General features: G+C 64.2%; 12 protein-coding genes. 1 reads left to right on the top strand and 11 read right to left on the bottom strand.

Annotated features, from left to right (window positions below; all coding sequences use genetic code 11):
* Nucleotides 1-5: 5 nt before the first annotated feature.
* From ACXAED_RS00720 to ACXAED_RS00760, 9 genes are all read right to left on the bottom strand, one after another.
* Nucleotides 6-1,178 (bottom strand): glycosyltransferase family 4 protein, encoded by a 1,173-nt coding sequence (locus ACXAED_RS00720; protein ID WP_475046115.1) that lies wholly within the window; start codon nucleotides 1,176-1,178, stop codon nucleotides 6-8.
* Complete coding sequence (locus tag ACXAED_RS00725; protein WP_475046116.1) at nucleotides 1,159-2,130, bottom strand: glycosyltransferase family 2 protein; 972 nt, start codon at nucleotides 2,128-2,130, stop codon at nucleotides 1,159-1,161. The genes ACXAED_RS00720 and ACXAED_RS00725 overlap by 20 nt, the downstream gene beginning before the upstream one ends.
* A complete protein-coding gene (locus ACXAED_RS00730; protein WP_475046118.1) occupies nucleotides 2,123-2,968 on the bottom strand; it encodes a glycosyltransferase family 2 protein in 846 nt (281 codons plus the stop codon). Before ACXAED_RS00730 ends, ACXAED_RS00725 begins: the two co-directional genes overlap by 8 nt.
* Nucleotides 2,965-3,942 carry a UDP-glucuronic acid decarboxylase family protein gene (locus ACXAED_RS00735; RefSeq protein ID WP_475046119.1) on the bottom strand — a complete coding sequence of 326 codons (978 nt, stop codon included), beginning with the start codon at nucleotides 3,940-3,942 and terminating at the stop codon, nucleotides 2,965-2,967. Before ACXAED_RS00735 ends, ACXAED_RS00730 begins: the two co-directional genes overlap by 4 nt.
* Nucleotides 3,942-4,913, bottom strand: coding sequence for a sulfotransferase family protein (locus tag ACXAED_RS00740; RefSeq protein WP_475046120.1), 972 nt, complete (start codon nucleotides 4,911-4,913; stop codon nucleotides 3,942-3,944). The genes ACXAED_RS00735 and ACXAED_RS00740 overlap by 1 nt, the downstream gene beginning before the upstream one ends.
* Nucleotides 4,882-6,261, bottom strand: coding sequence for an O-antigen ligase family protein (locus tag ACXAED_RS00745; RefSeq protein ID WP_475046122.1), 1,380 nt, complete (start codon nucleotides 6,259-6,261; stop codon nucleotides 4,882-4,884). The genes ACXAED_RS00740 and ACXAED_RS00745 overlap by 32 nt, the downstream gene beginning before the upstream one ends.
* Nucleotides 6,251-8,584, bottom strand: coding sequence for a glycosyltransferase family 4 protein (locus ACXAED_RS00750; RefSeq protein WP_475046123.1), 2,334 nt, complete (start codon nucleotides 8,582-8,584; stop codon nucleotides 6,251-6,253). The genes ACXAED_RS00745 and ACXAED_RS00750 overlap by 11 nt, the downstream gene beginning before the upstream one ends.
* A gap of 69 nt (nucleotides 8,585-8,653) precedes the next feature.
* Nucleotides 8,654-10,453 carry an ABC transporter ATP-binding protein gene (locus tag ACXAED_RS00755; RefSeq protein WP_475046125.1) on the bottom strand — a complete coding sequence of 600 codons (1,800 nt, stop codon included), beginning with the start codon at nucleotides 10,451-10,453 and terminating at the stop codon, nucleotides 8,654-8,656.
* Nucleotides 10,454-10,627: 174 nt separating this feature from the next.
* A complete protein-coding gene (locus tag ACXAED_RS00760) occupies nucleotides 10,628-11,302 on the bottom strand; it encodes a sugar transferase (protein WP_475046127.1) in 675 nt (224 codons plus the stop codon).
* Between the two features lie 380 nt (nucleotides 11,303-11,682).
* On the opposite strand from ACXAED_RS00760, the gene ACXAED_RS00765 reads away from it, so the two are divergent.
* Nucleotides 11,683-11,856, top strand: a complete 174-nt coding sequence (locus ACXAED_RS00765; RefSeq protein ID WP_475046128.1) for a hypothetical protein — start codon at nucleotides 11,683-11,685, stop codon at nucleotides 11,854-11,856.
* Between the two features lie 76 nt (nucleotides 11,857-11,932).
* On the opposite strand, the gene ACXAED_RS00770 is transcribed toward ACXAED_RS00765, so the two are convergent.
* On the bottom strand, nucleotides 11,933-14,428 hold the full coding sequence (locus ACXAED_RS00770; RefSeq protein ID WP_475046129.1) for a right-handed parallel beta-helix repeat-containing protein: 2,496 nt from the start codon (nucleotides 14,426-14,428) through the stop codon (nucleotides 11,933-11,935).
* Nucleotides 14,429-15,041: 613 nt separating this feature from the next.
* Complete coding sequence (locus ACXAED_RS00775) at nucleotides 15,042-15,950, bottom strand: glycosyltransferase family 2 protein (protein WP_475046131.1); 909 nt, start codon at nucleotides 15,948-15,950, stop codon at nucleotides 15,042-15,044.
* Nucleotides 15,951-16,008 lie beyond the last annotated feature (58 nt).

Raw genomic sequence — 16,008 nt, forward strand, 5'->3', positions numbered from 1 at the left:
GCACCTCACGACACTGCATCACTGTAAATTCCGGCCATGGTGCGGGCGCAGCTTGACCAGCTGAATTGCCGGGCCCGGCGCCTGCCCTGCGCCGCCATGCGGGCGCGCAGGTCTTCGGAGCCGCAGACCTGCAGGACGGCGGCGGCCAGCGCCTCGGGGTCCGAAGCATCGCACAGGCATCCTGCCTCGCCCGCCACCTCGGGCAGCGAGGTCCGGTCCGAGGCAACCACGGGGGTGCCGCTGGCCATGGCTTCAAGAACCGGCAGACCGAAGCCTTCGAACAGCGACGGGTGCACGTACAGATCCGCCGCCTGGTACAGCGCCCGCAGTTCCGGGTCGGACACGTAGCCAAGGCTGTGCACGCGGTTGCGCAGCGCCGGTGCGGCAAGCGCTTGGGCAATTTCCCCGCTGTCCCAGCCTGCGCCGCCGGCCAGCACCAGATGATGCGGGATGCTGCTGCCCAGAACCGTCATCGCCCGCAGCAGGCCGGCCAGGTTCTTGCGCGGGCTGGCGGCGCCCGCGGACAGGATGAACGGGACACCGGGCGGCAAGCGGAACCGGTGCAGCAGCGCCGGGTCCGCCGGGGTGAAAAACGCCTCCGAAACGCCTTCCAGCACAACCCGCAGCCGGGATTCGACGCTTGGGCCTGCATACTCCCGGACGGTTTCGGCGGTGTATTGCGACACGCAGGCAATGACATCCGCCTGCCGCACCGCCTGGTCGAGGCTGCGCTGCATGACCCAGGGGCGGGTGTTGCGGAAGTAGTCCGGGCGGATCAACGGGCCCAGGTCGTGAATTGTCACCACCAGGGGCTTCCGGGTGGCCACCGGGTAGCCGAGGGAGACGGCGTGGACCACATCGACCGGCGCGTCCAGGCAGGCCTCCAGGGACGGGCGCCCGAGAAACGTCCAGAGCAGCGAGGTGCCGCGGCGGCCAAGCCCGGTGAGCTTCAGCCCGGTCTCCTGCTGGCGCGCGGCAAGCGCCTCCGGCTCCAGCCCCGACCATCCGGCAACAGGGATGATCTCGGGCCCGCCCGCGCTCCGCAGCGCCTCCAGCAGCTCCCGCGCGTAGCGGGCCAGCCCATGCCCCTGCCGGTCGCCGAACTGATTGGCGAAACAGGCAACCCGCAGCCCCTGCCCGGGGATCATGCCTGCGCGTTCAATGGTTGCGGATTGCAAGAAATGTCCTCCCGAATACGCTGTTCCAGCGGCGCCGGAGCCGGCCGCGGATCCCCGCGGGCAGAAACGCGCCAAGCAGGGCGGCCCAGGAATCCGCCGCAAACGGCCACAGCGCAATCGCAGTCAGATAGTGGCGGATGGCGGCCCCGCGCCTGCCCAGGTAGTGGAACTGGACACGCCCGGTGCGGCGGTGAAAGCTTGCCCGGGCCGCCAGCGGCAGCCACCAGGCGCGGCGCCGCCGCAGCGCCGCGTATTTGTCCAGGATCCGCTTGTGCGCGCGCAGCTCCCGCGCCGGATCCGAAACGGTCCGCGGCCCCGGATGCTGGCGCAAATCCACCAGAACCTCCGGAACACAGCCGATCGGGGCCAGCCCGGCAAGGCGTATCCACATGTCCCAGTCCTGCCGGGCGGCAAGCTCAAGATCGAATTTGCCGGCCTCGATCAGCAGCCGCCGTTCGGCAAGATAAGCCGAGGTCGGCGCGGTGACATCGCTGACCAGCAAGGCGTTCAGCAGGCCGCCTTCCGGGAAGGCATGGCGCGGCTGCGCGATCACCCGGCCGCTTTCGGCATCGGTTTCCCGCAGGCCGCAGTAGACCGCCCCGAACTCCGGACGCGCTGCCAGCCGCGCCATCTGCTTTTCGATCTTCTGCGGATGCCACAGGTCGTCGCTGTCCAGAAAGGCGACAAACCGGCCGCGCGCCCTGTCTATGCCGCGGTTGCGGGCCGCATTGCCGCCTGCGTTCGGCTGTTTTTCATACACCACCGGCAGCGGCACCGTTTCTGCCCAGGCGCTGACCCGTGCCGCGGTGTCATCCTCCGACCCGTCGTCGATGACAATGATTTCCAGGTCGCGGAAGGTCTGCGCCTGCACGCTGTCCAGCGCCTCGCAAATCAGGTGCCCCCGGTTATACGTGGGCACCACCACCGAGACCTTTGGCGGCGCGTCAGCCATTGCGGTCCGCAGCCGCCCAGGACACCTGCCGCTCCAGTTCCGCCCGCGAAATGCGGTTCTGCCGGTCCCACACCAGCGCATAAGCGCGGAAGACGGCCGTGGCCGAGTGCAGCGCCGAAATCAGCCCCGGCGTGCCATCAAGAAACCCCTTCTTGTAAAAGTACTTCTTCAGGAATTCCTTGGCCGGCGCCCACAGGATCTGCCAGCCGCGGATCTGCCGTTTGCTCTCCTCGACGTGCTTGACGACCTCCTCCAGATAGGTGGAGCTCTTCTTCAGGCGCTTTTCGAAGTTATGCTCGTTGAAGTGGATCATCTTGCCGCTGAGCTGGCCGACCCTTTGCGCGGGCGCATCCAGGTGGCAGGTCTCATGGAACATGCCGCCGAAGCGGAACAAATCGCGCCGGGCCAGGTGGATCAGGTTCCAGTCCTGCCAGCCGCCGCCCTGCATCGGCCGGTGCATGAAATGATTGAGGCGCCGGAACCGGTAGCCGTCCATCTGCTCATTCTTGATGGCGTCCCGGATTTCGCCGGCCAGCTCGCGGGAGACCCGCTCGTCGATATCCATATGCAGCAGCCAGTCGCTGGCGGCGGCGTCGATGCCCTTGTTGCGCTGATCGCTGTAATATTCGCCGGGCTCGCGCGGCGACCGGAGGAACCGGACGTTGCCGCCCGCCGCCGCGCAGATCTCTTCGGTGCGGTCGGTCGAGCCGTCATCCACAATAATGATCTCATCGACCCAGCCGATCAGGTTGGCCAGAAACCCGGGCAGATCCTCTTCCTCGTTGTAGCTGATGGCCACAACGCCCAGGGTGGCGGGGGCGCGCTCAAACGGGCTCATCGGGCCGCCTTGGCGAGACCCGCGTCCGGTCCGGACAGCAGGCCGTCAAAATAGCTGATTGTCTTGCTCAGCCCTTCCTCCAGCGGAACCGAGGGCGCCCAGTCCAGCTCGCGCTTGGCCAGCGAAATATCCGGGCGGCGCTGCATCGGGTCATCTTGCGGCAGCGGCCGGTAAACGATCTCGGACTGCGAGCCGGTCATTTCCACCACCCGCTCCGCCAGCTCGCGGATGGTGATCTCGACCGGGTTGCCCAGGTTCATCGGGCCATGGCAGCCGGGGCCCGCCCCCATGAAGCGCACGATCGCCTCGACAAGGTCGCTGACATAGCAGAACGACCGGGTCTGCATCCCGTCTCCGAACAGCGTGATCGGCTCGCCTTTCAGCGCCTGCACGATGAAATTCGACACCACGCGCCCGTCATTGGGATGCATTCTGGGGCCATAGGTGTTGAAGATGCGCGCCACTTTGACATCCAGCCCGGTCTGCCGGTGATAGTCGAAGAACAGCGTTTCCGCACAGCGCTTGCCCTCGTCGTAGCAGGACCGCGGGCCGATCGGATTGACATTGCCCCAGTAGTCCTCCCGCTGCGGGTTCACCTTGGGATCGCCGTAGACTTCGCTGGTGGAGGCTTGCAGGATCGGGCACTTGAGGCGCTTGGCCAGCCCCAGCAGGTTGATGGCGCCATGCACGCTGGTTTTCGTGGTCTGGATCGGGTCGTGCTGGTAGTGGACCGGAGAGGCCGGGCAGGCGAGATTGTAGATCGCGTCCACCTCGACATAGAGCGGGAACGTGACATCGTGGCGTATCAGCTCGAAATGCACGTTGTTCTTCAGGTGATAGATGTTCGGTTTTGTTCCGGTGTAAAAATTGTCGACGCACAAGACGTCGGCGCCATCCGCTATCAGCCGGTCGATCAGATGAGACCCGATAAAACCTGCGCCGCCTGTCACCAATACCTGTTTGTTGATACTCATTATGACTCCACACCTGGGTTCCTAAGTGAATCGTCTTTTGCCCGTTTCCGGCCAAAGGCCCTGCGCAAGCGGAGCAGGACCGGCTGCACAAACCTGTCCCTGAGCCGGTTGACGCGCAGCCGGGGCGACCGGCGCTTGGGCGTATTCAGCGGCCCGCCTGCACCGGCCTCCAGCGGGTTGGCCAGGTCTGCGCTGCTGTAGCCGAAGTGCCGGGCGATCTGCTGAACCGCGGGATCAAGCTGCAAAGTGTAGCGGCCGTCCTGCTTCCATTTTTCAGAGGATTTCGCATGTGTGCCGGAGCCGACCCGGGGGTCGGGCTCTATGCCGATGAACCGGCAGATTCCGGCAAAGCCGTCAACAGGCGCCTGCACCAGATCCTCATAGCGGACCGTCAGGAGCCTGCCTTCGGGCAGCATCTGTTCAAAAGCCAGCAGGTTGCGGCAGATTTCGAGCCAGCCGTACTGCCGCTTGTCCGGGTCCGTGCCGAACAGCGCGGCGGCGGAATACATCGTGCCGTGCGGGTTGCGGACCATGGCCACGATCTTCACATCAAGCTTGGTGGCCTGCATCCATTCCAGGATCAGGCTCAGCGCCGCCCAGTGGGCAAGGAACTGCGGCGATTTTTCAAAGAACACCGGGCGCGCATAGGCCTGGCACAGGGCTTCCCAGCCTTCGAAGACAAGCGCCCGGTCGTCTTCCGGGGGCTGGAAATCCGGGACGCACCGCGCCAGCAGATCGACCATATAGGCGCGCGCATTCGCCCGGCTGCCATAGCCGCCATATGCCTGCCCCGAGCTGAACAGCCGGTCCGGGCGCCGCAGCAGCACCGCGGCCGTCAGCCACCAGTGGGTCTCCAGATTGGAATGCGGCGAATAGGGCACGGTCTGAACGGCAGGATGCCGGCAGATCTCGTCCTGGAACATCGTTGAGCCAGAACGCTTATCTGAAAGCAGGAGCACGATGCTGGGCATGAGACCTCCGTTTCGCTGGTTTGGCCTGCCGCGGCACTTCAATAAAGTTCGCAAGAGACGAAATAAGTCCAATGACGAGGAAGAAAAGCATTGCACCGCGCGGCGTCGAGACCGGCGCATGCCCGAACGCAAACCACGGCAGCAGGGCGACGACGGACAGCAGCAGCGACTGCGACAGCAATCCCGTAAACGAGCTTTTGCGCCCGGCGAGCCGCCCGGTGACGTGAAGCGCCCTCAGCATCAGGCCGCCGTACAGGAGCGCCGCCAGCATCCCATAGCTGTAATATGCCATCGCAAATGCGGCATGGGTTGCCTTGCCGGCCTGCTCCGGGACCGCCCGGGTGTTCGAATACCTGACGGTGATCCCCTGCCCCAGCAGCAGGAACTGCGGCTTCTCTGCAATGTGCTGGAACGGCTCGATATAGGCCAGGATGCGCTCGCTTTCGCGCTCGTCCTGGAACGGGTTTTCCAGGATCGCCTGGCTGCGGTTGGACAGGCGGTCGAAGAAAAAGAGCTGGGAGGAAATGCCCACGGCCAGAACGACGGTGGTGCTGACCGCGACCGGCAGCAAAATCCCCCGGCGCACATATTTGAACCCGTAAAGCAGCACCATCAGCAGGATGAGCAGGCTGCCCAGGATCGGCCCGCGGGAATAGCTCATCACAACCCCCATCGGCGCCAGCAGGCAGGCGGTCAGCGTGATGCCCCGCCAGACCGGCCCAAGCCGCCACGGCCAGCGCAGCAGCAGCGCCGCAAGCGGCCAGCACGCATTGATGAATGAGGCGCCCAGGATCGAAACCCCGACCAGGGTCCGGCCGCGGACACCGCTGTCTCCGGCACTGTAATTCGCGCCCACCCCGTCCGCGGCGGGTTCAAGGAACTTGCTCGAAAACACCAGGTCCACAACCAGCACCCGCGTCATCGGCAGCGACGTGAGGATCATCAAGGACGCGGTGACCAGCATCCCCAGCACTGCTGCGCGCAAAATCACGGACACATCCTGCGGCGTCCGCACCATCAGGCCGGTGAGGAAGAACACGCTGAAGGCCAGGCAGGTGCGGATGGAGATATACAGGGAATCCTGCAAGGTGCCGAAGGTCAGAACCCCGATCAGCTCGCTGGCGAGTGCCAGAGACAGGATCACCTTGACGGTCGTGGAAAACATCCGGCGCCCCCGGACCGCAGGCAGGCTCTGCGCCTTCAGGATCAGCATCAGGATCAGCAGGTCGATCATGTAGACAGGCACCGGGCCCAGCTTGATATTCAGCTTGGGCACCGCAACGAGGACAAACACGAAGACCGCAAACAGGCCGATGCCCGGGGTTGTCCGGTGAGGTCTATAGGCCATAGCCGTGCCTCACTTTTGCGTATAAATTCAGATGGGCGCTCACGAAGTCTTCGATTTTGAAGCTCTGCGACCGCTCAAAGCCGTTTTGCCCCAGCTGCCTGCGCAAGTCCGGGGATGCAGCCAGGCGGCGGATTGCCTCCGCGATGCTGGCAGGCTGCCCCGGATCGACCAGCAGGGCGGCCTGGCCGTCGGGGCCGACAACCTCGCGCAGGCCCGCAACATCAGAGGCAATGACGGGCAAAGCCGCGTTCATGCCTTCCACTGCCGCCAGGCCGAAGCCTTCCCACAAGGAGGGGATCAGGAAGATGTCCGCCTCCTGCAGCAGCGCCCGGATGTCCGGCACATATCCCGCAAACTCCACGGCTTCGGAGACGCCAAGCCGCGCGGCGGTGCTGCGCAGCGCCTCAAGCTCAGGCCCATCGCCGGCGATCACATAGCGCAGGTTGCAGGGCATCAGCTGCGCCAGCGCCTCCAGGGCCGCGCCGTAGTTCTTGGCCGGGGTCAGGCGGCCGACCGACAGCAGGGTCAAAGGCTCAGTTTCAGGCGCCCGCCGGATGGGCCTGTCGAAGAACAGCCGGCAGCCATTGGGGATCACCGTGACCCCCTTGACCCAGGGGCGGGCCTTCCTCAGCTCGGTGCTGACCCCCTGGCTGATTGCAATGATCTGCTTGAAGGCGCCGTAGACCTGCCTGTCGATGGCCCGGCCGAACAGGCCGGACCTGCGGTTGTTCGAGGTGCTGTGCTCGGTGAAGAGCACCGGCGCGCCCACCACGCCGGCCCGCACCAGGAGCGACAGGTACAGGCTGGCGGGAAACAGATGCGCATGCACAACGTCGCTGGGGCGGATGTGCCGCCTGGCATAGGCCGCCAGCCGGCTGAAGGCGCGCGGGTCATAGGGGCTGTTCACCCCAAGCGACACCGCCCCCTCCGGCACGCCGCCCTCCCCGAAGCCCTCCAGCGAGACCAGATGCGCCTCGATCCCTTCCGACTGCAGCTGGCCGTGCAGGCTGCGGGCCATCCGCTCGGCGCCGCCGCGTTTCATGTCGATGCTGTTGATGATCTGAAAGACCCGCGGCCGCGCCGCCTGGTCCGGAGCGGCGGGGGGCGTGCGCCTGCGCAGCCCCTTGAGGACGCCGCGCAGGGCCTTGCGCTGCTTTGCCGGCAGGAACCGGGCCAGAGGGTGCTGCCGGAACAGCGCAGGCGTCTGAAAACTGCTCCAGGGCACAGGCTGCCAGTCCGGCGGCGGTTCCGACATCACCGCCTCAAAGAGCCCGGCATAGGCATGCACGCATGTTTCGCGCGAAAACCGGCTGCGGGCGGCTGCCGATACGGCCTGGCTCATCGCCTGCAGCTGCGCCCGGTCCCGTGCCAGGCGTTCGATATGCTTGGCAAACTCCGCAGTGCCGCCAGTCTCCGCCAGGAACCCGGTTTGGCCTGCCTCGATCAGGAAATCGGTGATGCCCGGCAGCCGCCAGGCAACCGGGACAGCGCCGGCCGCCATCGCCTCCAGCAAGGCGTTCGGGCAGCCTTCGAAATGCGACGGGAACAGAAAGACATCCGTCTCTTCCAGAAACCCCGGGATGTCCCCGGGGGTCAGGCTGCCGAGGAAGCGCACGGCGCCCGGGTCAGCCAGCCCGGCAAGCGCCCGGCGCAGGTCCGCCTCATCCTTGCCCTGCCCTGCGATCCGCAGCTGGAACGGCACCTTGGCGTCTTCGAGATGGCGCAGAATGGCAGGCAGGTGCATGACCCCTTTCTGCCGGTGCTCCAGCCGGCCAAGGAAGCCCAGCTTCAGGACGCCGCCCCTGCCCCGCACCGCCCGGGCCGCCCCGGCGAACCGTTCCGGCGGCACCCCGTTGGGGATCAGGGCAATCTTGTCCGGGCTGACGCCGTAGCCGGTTATCAGGTCCTCTTGCAGCCGCGGCGTCAGCGCCACGATCCGCGCCAGCCGCTCCTGGCCAACCAGAGTGAGCCGGTAGCCTTCCTCGAACCCGTTGGCGCAGCGGGCCAGGGCCCGCACATGTGCGGGGAGATGCGGCAAAGCGCTCAGGATGGCGGGCGAGTTGACGCCGAACACCGCGTCTATCTGTTCGGCCGCACACCAGTCAGCAAAGGCGCGGGCCTGCGTCTTCAGGCTTGTGCTTCCTGCAGCCAGCAGGACGCATCCGTCATCGGCAAACGCCGGATCGGTCAAGCTGGCCTGATCGCGGCCCGCCGCGACACAGCGCAGGTCAATGCCATGCTCCAGCAGCGCAGGCCGCATGTTGCGGTAGAAGGTGAAGGTTCCGCTGTCTTTCGGCACCGATCCGAACGCCACGCGTATCATCGGCCGCCTCCCGGCCGCCACAGCCCTGCCCGGTCCTGGCCTGCCCGGATTTTGGCAAGGCTCATCGGATCACCCCCCGGCTGCAACGGTGATATGCGCGCCGGCCCCGAACAGGCTGTCGTAATCGGCGATGGATGCCAGCGCCCCGTCCTCCAGCGTCAGGATGATGTCGCAGTCGCGCACCGTCGTGTGCCGGTGGGCCACCATGATCAGCGTCTGCGAGCCCGCCAGCTTGGAGATCTCCGCCATCACCTGCGCCTCGGTGGCGTTGTCGAGGGCACTGGTCGCCTCGTCGAACACGATGACTCCCGGCTCAGGGTAAAGGGCGCGGGCAATGCTCAGGCGCTGCCGCTGGCCGCCGGACAGCCGCACCCCGCGCTCTCCGACAAAGGTTTCGTAGCCATCGGGCAGCTCGTTGAGGATGAAATCGTCGATCTGCGCCATGCGCGCCGCAGCCTGCAGTTTCCCGGCATCAATATCCGCTTCGGGGACGCCAAAGGCGATATTCTGCGCCACCGTGGCATCGCTCAGGTAGATGTCCTGCTGGACATAGCCGACATTTGCGCGCCAGGACCGGATTTCGCTGTGCGACAGCCTGCGGCCGTCAATCCGGATTTCACCGCTGTCCGGTTCCAGCAGCCCCAGGATCAGATCCATCAGGGTTGTCTTGCCGGCCCCTGTCCGGCCGACAATGCCCACGGACATGCCCGCTGCAATCGTGAAGGTCACGTTTTTCAGGCTGTCTTCCTCCGCGCCGGGATAGCGGAAGGACACATCCTTGAACTCGATGCTCTCCCGGAAGCGCATGGGAACAACCGCGCCGGGCAAGGGCGGCAGGTCTTCCGCGCTCTTGAAATCCTCCAGGATGGAGTTCGCGGAGGCGCTGCTCAGCCGCAGGGAAACGGACGCGTTATAGCCCTTCTGGAACGCCGGCATCATGCGGTAAAGCGCCAGGACAAAGACCCCGAGCGTTGGCAGCATACTGGCCATCGCGGCGCTGCCGGTGCCGCCGCTGCGGGCGGACAGAAACAGGGTCAGCAGCACAGTGCCGCCGATCGCCACGGATTCGATGATGTGCCGCGGCGCCATCCGGACGGTGTTGGACAGCGCAGTCGCATTGGCATAGCCGGACGACGGCTCCGAATACCGTTCCACCAGGTTCCGCTCCCGGTTCAGCAGCCGGACCTGTTTGCCGCCGATCAGCGCCTCCATTGCCAGCCGGTGCCGTTTGCGGTTGGTGCTCAGGATTGTCTGGCCGAGCCGGGTTGAGATCCGGCGCACGGACAGCAGCAGAACCGCATAAAGCCCGGAGAATGTCCCCATCGCCAGCAGGGTGACCGACGGGTTGATCACCAGCAGCAGCGCCACCAGGAAGAACAATGTCACGGCCGAGACCACAAACTCTGAAAACGCCCGGAAGATCTGCGAGACGATGCGGGCCGTCTCCGACAGCATATTCGCCACAAGCTCGCTGCTGTTGCGCTGCAGCATGAACGGATAGGGCTGCTTGAGATAAGCCGCCAGCAGGCGTTTCGACAGGCTGTGAATGCGCCCTTCAAGCCAGCGGTTGGCGACATAGACGGTCAGTATCTTCAGCCCCGCGGTGGCGATGAGCATGACGAAGAACACGCTGCCCAGCACGAAAATGAACTCATCGGCGCTGCTGAAACCGCCCTTGGTGTAGACGTATGACAAGTAGCTGTTTGATTGAATGAGCCCGGGTTCGCCGAGCACCTTGAGAAAGGGGAAGATCATTGCAACGCCCACCATGTCCGCAAATCCGCTCAGGATAATGAGCGGCATGATGAGCATCGCCGTCTTGCGCTCCGCCGGCGTGAGCAGGCGCAGGGCCAGCTTCAGGCTTTTCATGACGGCCTCCGGCAATGTCCGGAAATGCGCCTCCGGCGCGGGGCGGAATTGCCGGGAACATGCGGCGGCCGCGGCCGCCCTGTTTTCTGAAAGACGCCGGCCGGGCGCGCCATGGCCGCCCCGCTCAGCTTCACTGAAACCAATACCAAATCACAATGCACAAGACTGCTTTCGTTACAGGCGCGACGGCCAGCCAAACACGATCTTGATTGTTGCAACTAATACGAAAAGATCCAGCCGCCACCCCATGTTGCGGACATAGTAGGCATCCAGCTCAAGTTTCTCCCGGGCCATCTCGATGCAATCGGTGTAGCCCTGGGTCACTTGCGCATAGCCGCTCATGCCCGGCTTGACCGTTTCGCGGATGTCATATCCGGGAATGGCCTGCCGGTAGGTTTCGGCAAAGGAGAAGATTTCAGGCCTCGGGCCGATCAGGCTCATCTGCCCCATCAGGACATTCAGGATCTGCGGCAGCTCATCGAGCTTGGTATCGCGCATCCAGTGCCCCAGGGGGGTGATGCGGGATGTCTCCAAAGGATCATCCGCCCCCCGGCAGCCTGCGCCGCTGCGGGTCATGGTGCGGAACTTGATCATTGTGAACCCCTGCCTGTTGCGGCCGCAGCGCTGCTGCAGGAAGAACAGCCGTCCCGGGTTCCGGAAGGGGTTCAGGCACAGCAGAACACAGCAAATCCCCAGCAGCAGCGGCAGGGAAGCCAGGCTGATCAGGATATCCGCCGCACGTTTGGAAATCAGGTAGGCGCGCCGCTTCGCTGTGCGGGTGAACGCCCCCGAAAGATTTTCCCCCTCTCCGCCAGGGTAATAATACCTCTTGGCGGCAACCTTTAACATAACACCATTTTTCATTTAACTTGTAACCGTCTACTAAACCCATACAGGGAGGGCACAGAAACCGGCTGCCCGAAACAAATAATCCAGCCCTGAAAAACAGGCGGGATGGGCATTTGAATCTGTGAAAATCAGTCCCCCCAGACCCCTCACATGCGGCCTTTGGAACACACTGCAAGCAGGCCGCGGTACAAGTATGCCGTCCGGCCGCCGTTCTGCCAAGGTAAAATTTTAGGAATATCTGCTGAAAGCCGCGGCGGAAAATTCAAACGCCACCGGTTTAATTGGATTCCCCTGGAATACGTCCGCGGACCTCGGAAGATATTGATTTAATTGAAGTAATTTTGCCCAGAAAAAGGGCGAAGAAAAACAGGGCAATGGAAATGAGAAAACCGATTGCAACCGAAGGAATCAATGTGAACCCGAAAAACAACCATAAAGAAAATGCGGAAATCCACATTGCGCAAACTGATATAAAGAACGAAGGAATCGCCATGCTGGACCTTGAACCTGAAGCATATGACATACTGTTATTCCGGCCTGGCCTGCGGCGCTAGGGGCTCGCAGGGGTTTGCGGGGAATTAACGCCGCAGGAAGCTGCGGTGCAGGAACGCATCCTGCACCGCTTTGGTATCAGACGAGCAGGAAGTCGTCGCTCAGCGCCGCGCTGCCGGTGGCAATCGCAAAATCGCTGATGGTGCCGTCAAAGGCATCGGTGAAGCCCGCTTCGCCCGATTTGCTGGCCCAGCCGTTGGCGCCGACCTGCAGGTGCTCGGCGTTGTCCAGCCAGTCGAACTCGAAGTCCGCCTCTCCGGCCAGTTCCCCGTTCACCCGCAGCGCAACCTTGCCGCCGCCGAAGCTGGCGCTGACCGAATAATCGGTGTCCGCCTCAATGCCGGCGACTTCGAAGGTTTCCGACGCATCGCCTTCCTGGAACCGCACGAACAGCTTGCCATTGCTGATGTAGCTGGTGAAGTGCCCGTCGTTGACATCGGCGCCATAGGCATCCTTCGAGACCAGCCCCTGGCGGCCGCTGACCGTGTCGGCATTGAAGGTGAAGGCGATGTTGCCGGCCTCCGCCTGCAGCGCTTGGTCCGGTGCAAACTCCAGCACCGAGCCCTTCGTGCCGTTGAACTCCATCGGGCCATCCAGCTCGAAGATGTCTGCAAGCGCCGGCAGGGTGGTGCCTGCTTCCTGGCTGCCGGTGTCTTCCACGGAAAAGTCCGTGCCGGTGCCGGTTTCGGGTGCCGCAGAGGTGCTGCTGTCCGCATCCGTGCTGCCGGTGCCGGTTTCACCGCCGTCCGCACCGGAGACTGCCGCTGCGGTGTTGAAGCCTTCGGTGATCCCGACGTCCGAGATGGTGCCGTCAAAGGCCGCCACGAAGCCGGCCTCGCCGGACTTGCTGGCCCAGCCGTTTGCGCCGATCTGCAGGTATTCCTTGTTGTCCATCCAGTCCACCTTGAAGGCAGCACTGTCGGCCAGCACATCGTTGACCCACAGGGACACCTGGCCGTCGCCGAAGCTGGTGCGCACGTCATAGTCCGTGTGCGCCTTGATGCCGTCCATCTTCAGCGTCTTGGAGGCAGACCCTTCCTGGTAGCGGACGTGCAATGTGCCGTCCTTGATGTAGGAGGTGAAATGCCCGTCGTTCACGGTGCTGCCGCGGGCGTCCTTGGACACAAGCCCCTGGCTGCCGCTGACCTTATCCGCGTTGAACGCAAAGGACACCGTTGCGGATTGGGCATTTGTGCCGGCGGACGGCGCCACCTCGATCACCTTGGCGGCGGTTCCGTCGAACTCCATCGCGCCCGACCGCTGGAACAGCATCTCGCCGCTGCCGGCCGGGCCGGAAGTGTCTTCATCCGGGGTGGGCCTGGGCTGCGGCTCAGGTTCGGGAGCGGGCTCGGGCTCGGGCTGCGGTTCAGGCTGCGGTTCGGGCGCAGGTTCGGGTGCCGGCGCTGTGCCGCCGCCGGATCCGCCTGTCTCCCCGCCTGCAACCGGGCCGGCAGAGCCGGACCACAGCTCGCTGACGGACAGTTTCCGCGGCGCGCCGGTGGTTTCGATGTCGCCGCCGACATTGGTGCCGGAAAGGTTGAGCCCTGAGACGTTCATGAAGCGCAGTTCGCTGATATTGCCGAGCAGGGAAATCCCCTCCCAGGTGATGTCGTAGCCGTCCTTGATCAGGAACGCCCGCCCGCCCTGCGAGGCGGTGTTCTCGAAGATCGAGTTGCTGACATGGATGTCATGGGGGATCGCCTTGGCGTTGCCTGCATTCAAGAGGCCGGTCCTGTCGACCGCGCTGACAACGATGCCGTTGGGGCTGTTGATGAACTGGCTGCCATCAATGTTGATATTCGTGTTCCACTTGTCGGGGTTGAAATCCGTGCTGTCGTGATACGAGCTCTTGATGTCGATGCCGCTCACGCCGTTGTTGTAGAACACCGAATCCAGAACCGTGCCGTTGCGGAAGCCGCCGGCGGTGTCCAGGCCGTCGCGGGCGTTGCTTTCAAAGAAGCTGCCGGTCACCGTCATGCCCGACGGGCCGTCACCGGATACGGAGCTCTCGGTCTTGATGCCGTCGCCCAGCGATTTGCGGAAATGGCTGCCCGAAATCGTGGCGCCATCGCCGGACACGACGCGGAGCTGGTAGAAGCCGCCCTCGAACAGGCTGCTGTCAACGGTGAGGCCGTTGCCGCCCCGCACATCGATATGCATCGACACGTTGCCCGAGAAGGCGCTGTCCTTGACGGTGACCCCGTCGCCGTCGACAGCCAGAACCCGCTTTTTGTGGTAGTCCTGGCCGGCCGCAGGAAGGATCCCGTTGTAGCTTGTCTTCGGCGCGTTCACCACGTCGAAGGTCACGTTGTCCACCGTCACCCCTTTGGACAGGATGAACAGCGGCGAGGCGTCGGTGGCCGAGGTGGTGCGCACATCCAGGCCCGCGCCCTGCTCGGCGGTCAGGGTGAAATTGTCCGGCAGCCGCAGGTTCGACCCCGAGATCTTGAAGGTGTCCTCAAGAACCAGCGTGTCGCCGGCTTTGAACTTTTTGCTCGACAGCAGCGACGCAAACGCGCTGGAGACATCCTGACCCGCGGACCAGCCGAGGTCAGACGAATGCCAAACGGTCATGTGATTTCCTTTCACTGGCGATCAGCCGCGGAGTGGCGCGGCCAACACTCTTACATTCCGAAACAGCACTGACCGGAGGCGGAGCTTGAAGACGGGCCTGAAGCACCGGGACAGATCCCGGGCGCTGCAGATATCTCTGTTCCCTCGCCGCCGGAAAGCAGACTGGTAAAAACCTGGCAGCGACCTAGTTGCCGCCGGCCTGTGCGGAAAGGGCCGATCAAATCCGGCCGGGAAGCCGGCTTATTTCAGCCGTTCGCCCCGTAAACCGTCCGCAAATAACCGCGCAACGGCAGGAACCCGCTCAAGCGCGGGCGTTGAAAGTCTGGGAAAAAGCGGGGTTGTTCTGTAACAGTGGAGCCGGTTTATCCTGCCCCGTGTCACACCCGGGAAGCGGGGCCTGCGGCAACTCCGCAAGCAAAAAGCCAGCCTGCAGAACCGCTTGACCGCTGTCCGGGAAAGAGCGGTGTCCGGCCCGGCAGACAAAAGGCCCGCAATCGCGAATCGCAGCTTTACAGGCCGGGCGGCACCTGGGCCGCCGGTGCAGGCGCGTTGCCTGCGCAGCTGCGGACCGCAGACCTGCCGGCGAAGGCGGGCCGCAGCAGGCTGAACGCCTTCAGAACGCGGGCTTCTTCAGCCGCTGCCGCACCCTCTGCCGCTTGCGGGCCCGCAGCTTCAGTTTCACCCGCTGCACGGCCAGCGTGACCAGGGCCGCCAGCCGGTCCGGCGCCGAGAGGCCCGGGGTCAGGCAGAGCGAGTTCAGATATTCCCGCGACAGCCGGCGTGCGGGGCGCGGATCCGCAACCGCATCCGGGTCAAACCATTTCGCCACCGCATCCGGCGTTTTGTTGGCCCGTTGCGAGCCATCCTTATGCAGCCTGCGCTGAAACTGCGGCGCACAGTCCAGCCGGACGATATGCCCCAGCAGGGCGCATTCGGCCAGCAGCACATAATCCGATGCGATATAGCTGCCGATCAGGCGCGTGCGGGCCAGCATGTCCCGGCGGAACATCCCGAAAACCGAGGTCACGATCCCCAGCTGCTCCAGCGTTTCATAAAGCCGCCGGGCCGGTGTGCGGGCAGAGGTCTCCACGCAGGACGCCGCCTTTGCCGCGGCTTCCCGCCCGGTTTCATCAATATACCTGAACGCCGGATAGACCAGGACTGCCCCGTCCCCATGCTCTTCGAACCCCTGCAGGCAGGCCGACAGAAAGCCGGGGCCCAGAATGTCATCATGGGCCAGCCAGTTGAAATACTCGCCGCGGGCCAGGTGGAATGTGTAGTTGTAGTTCTTGGCGGCGCCGATATTGCGCGGCTGCCGCACATAGAGAATGCGCGGATCCTGCTCTGCAAAGCGGCGGCAGATCGCCTCGGTGCCATCGGTTGAGGCATTGTCGGAGATGATCAGCTCGAAATCCTGAAACTTCTGCGCCAGCACTGATTGAATGGCCTGCTCCAGGTAGTTTTCGCCGTTGTAGACCGGCAGCCCGATGCTGCAGGCCGGCGCCGCGGAAATATCTGTCATCTGCTCACTCGTTTACCTGTACCCATGTTCGACATAGCCTGCTCTTCAGACCCGGCCA

Source organism: Leisingera sp. ABM4_103 (assembly GCF_056158685.1).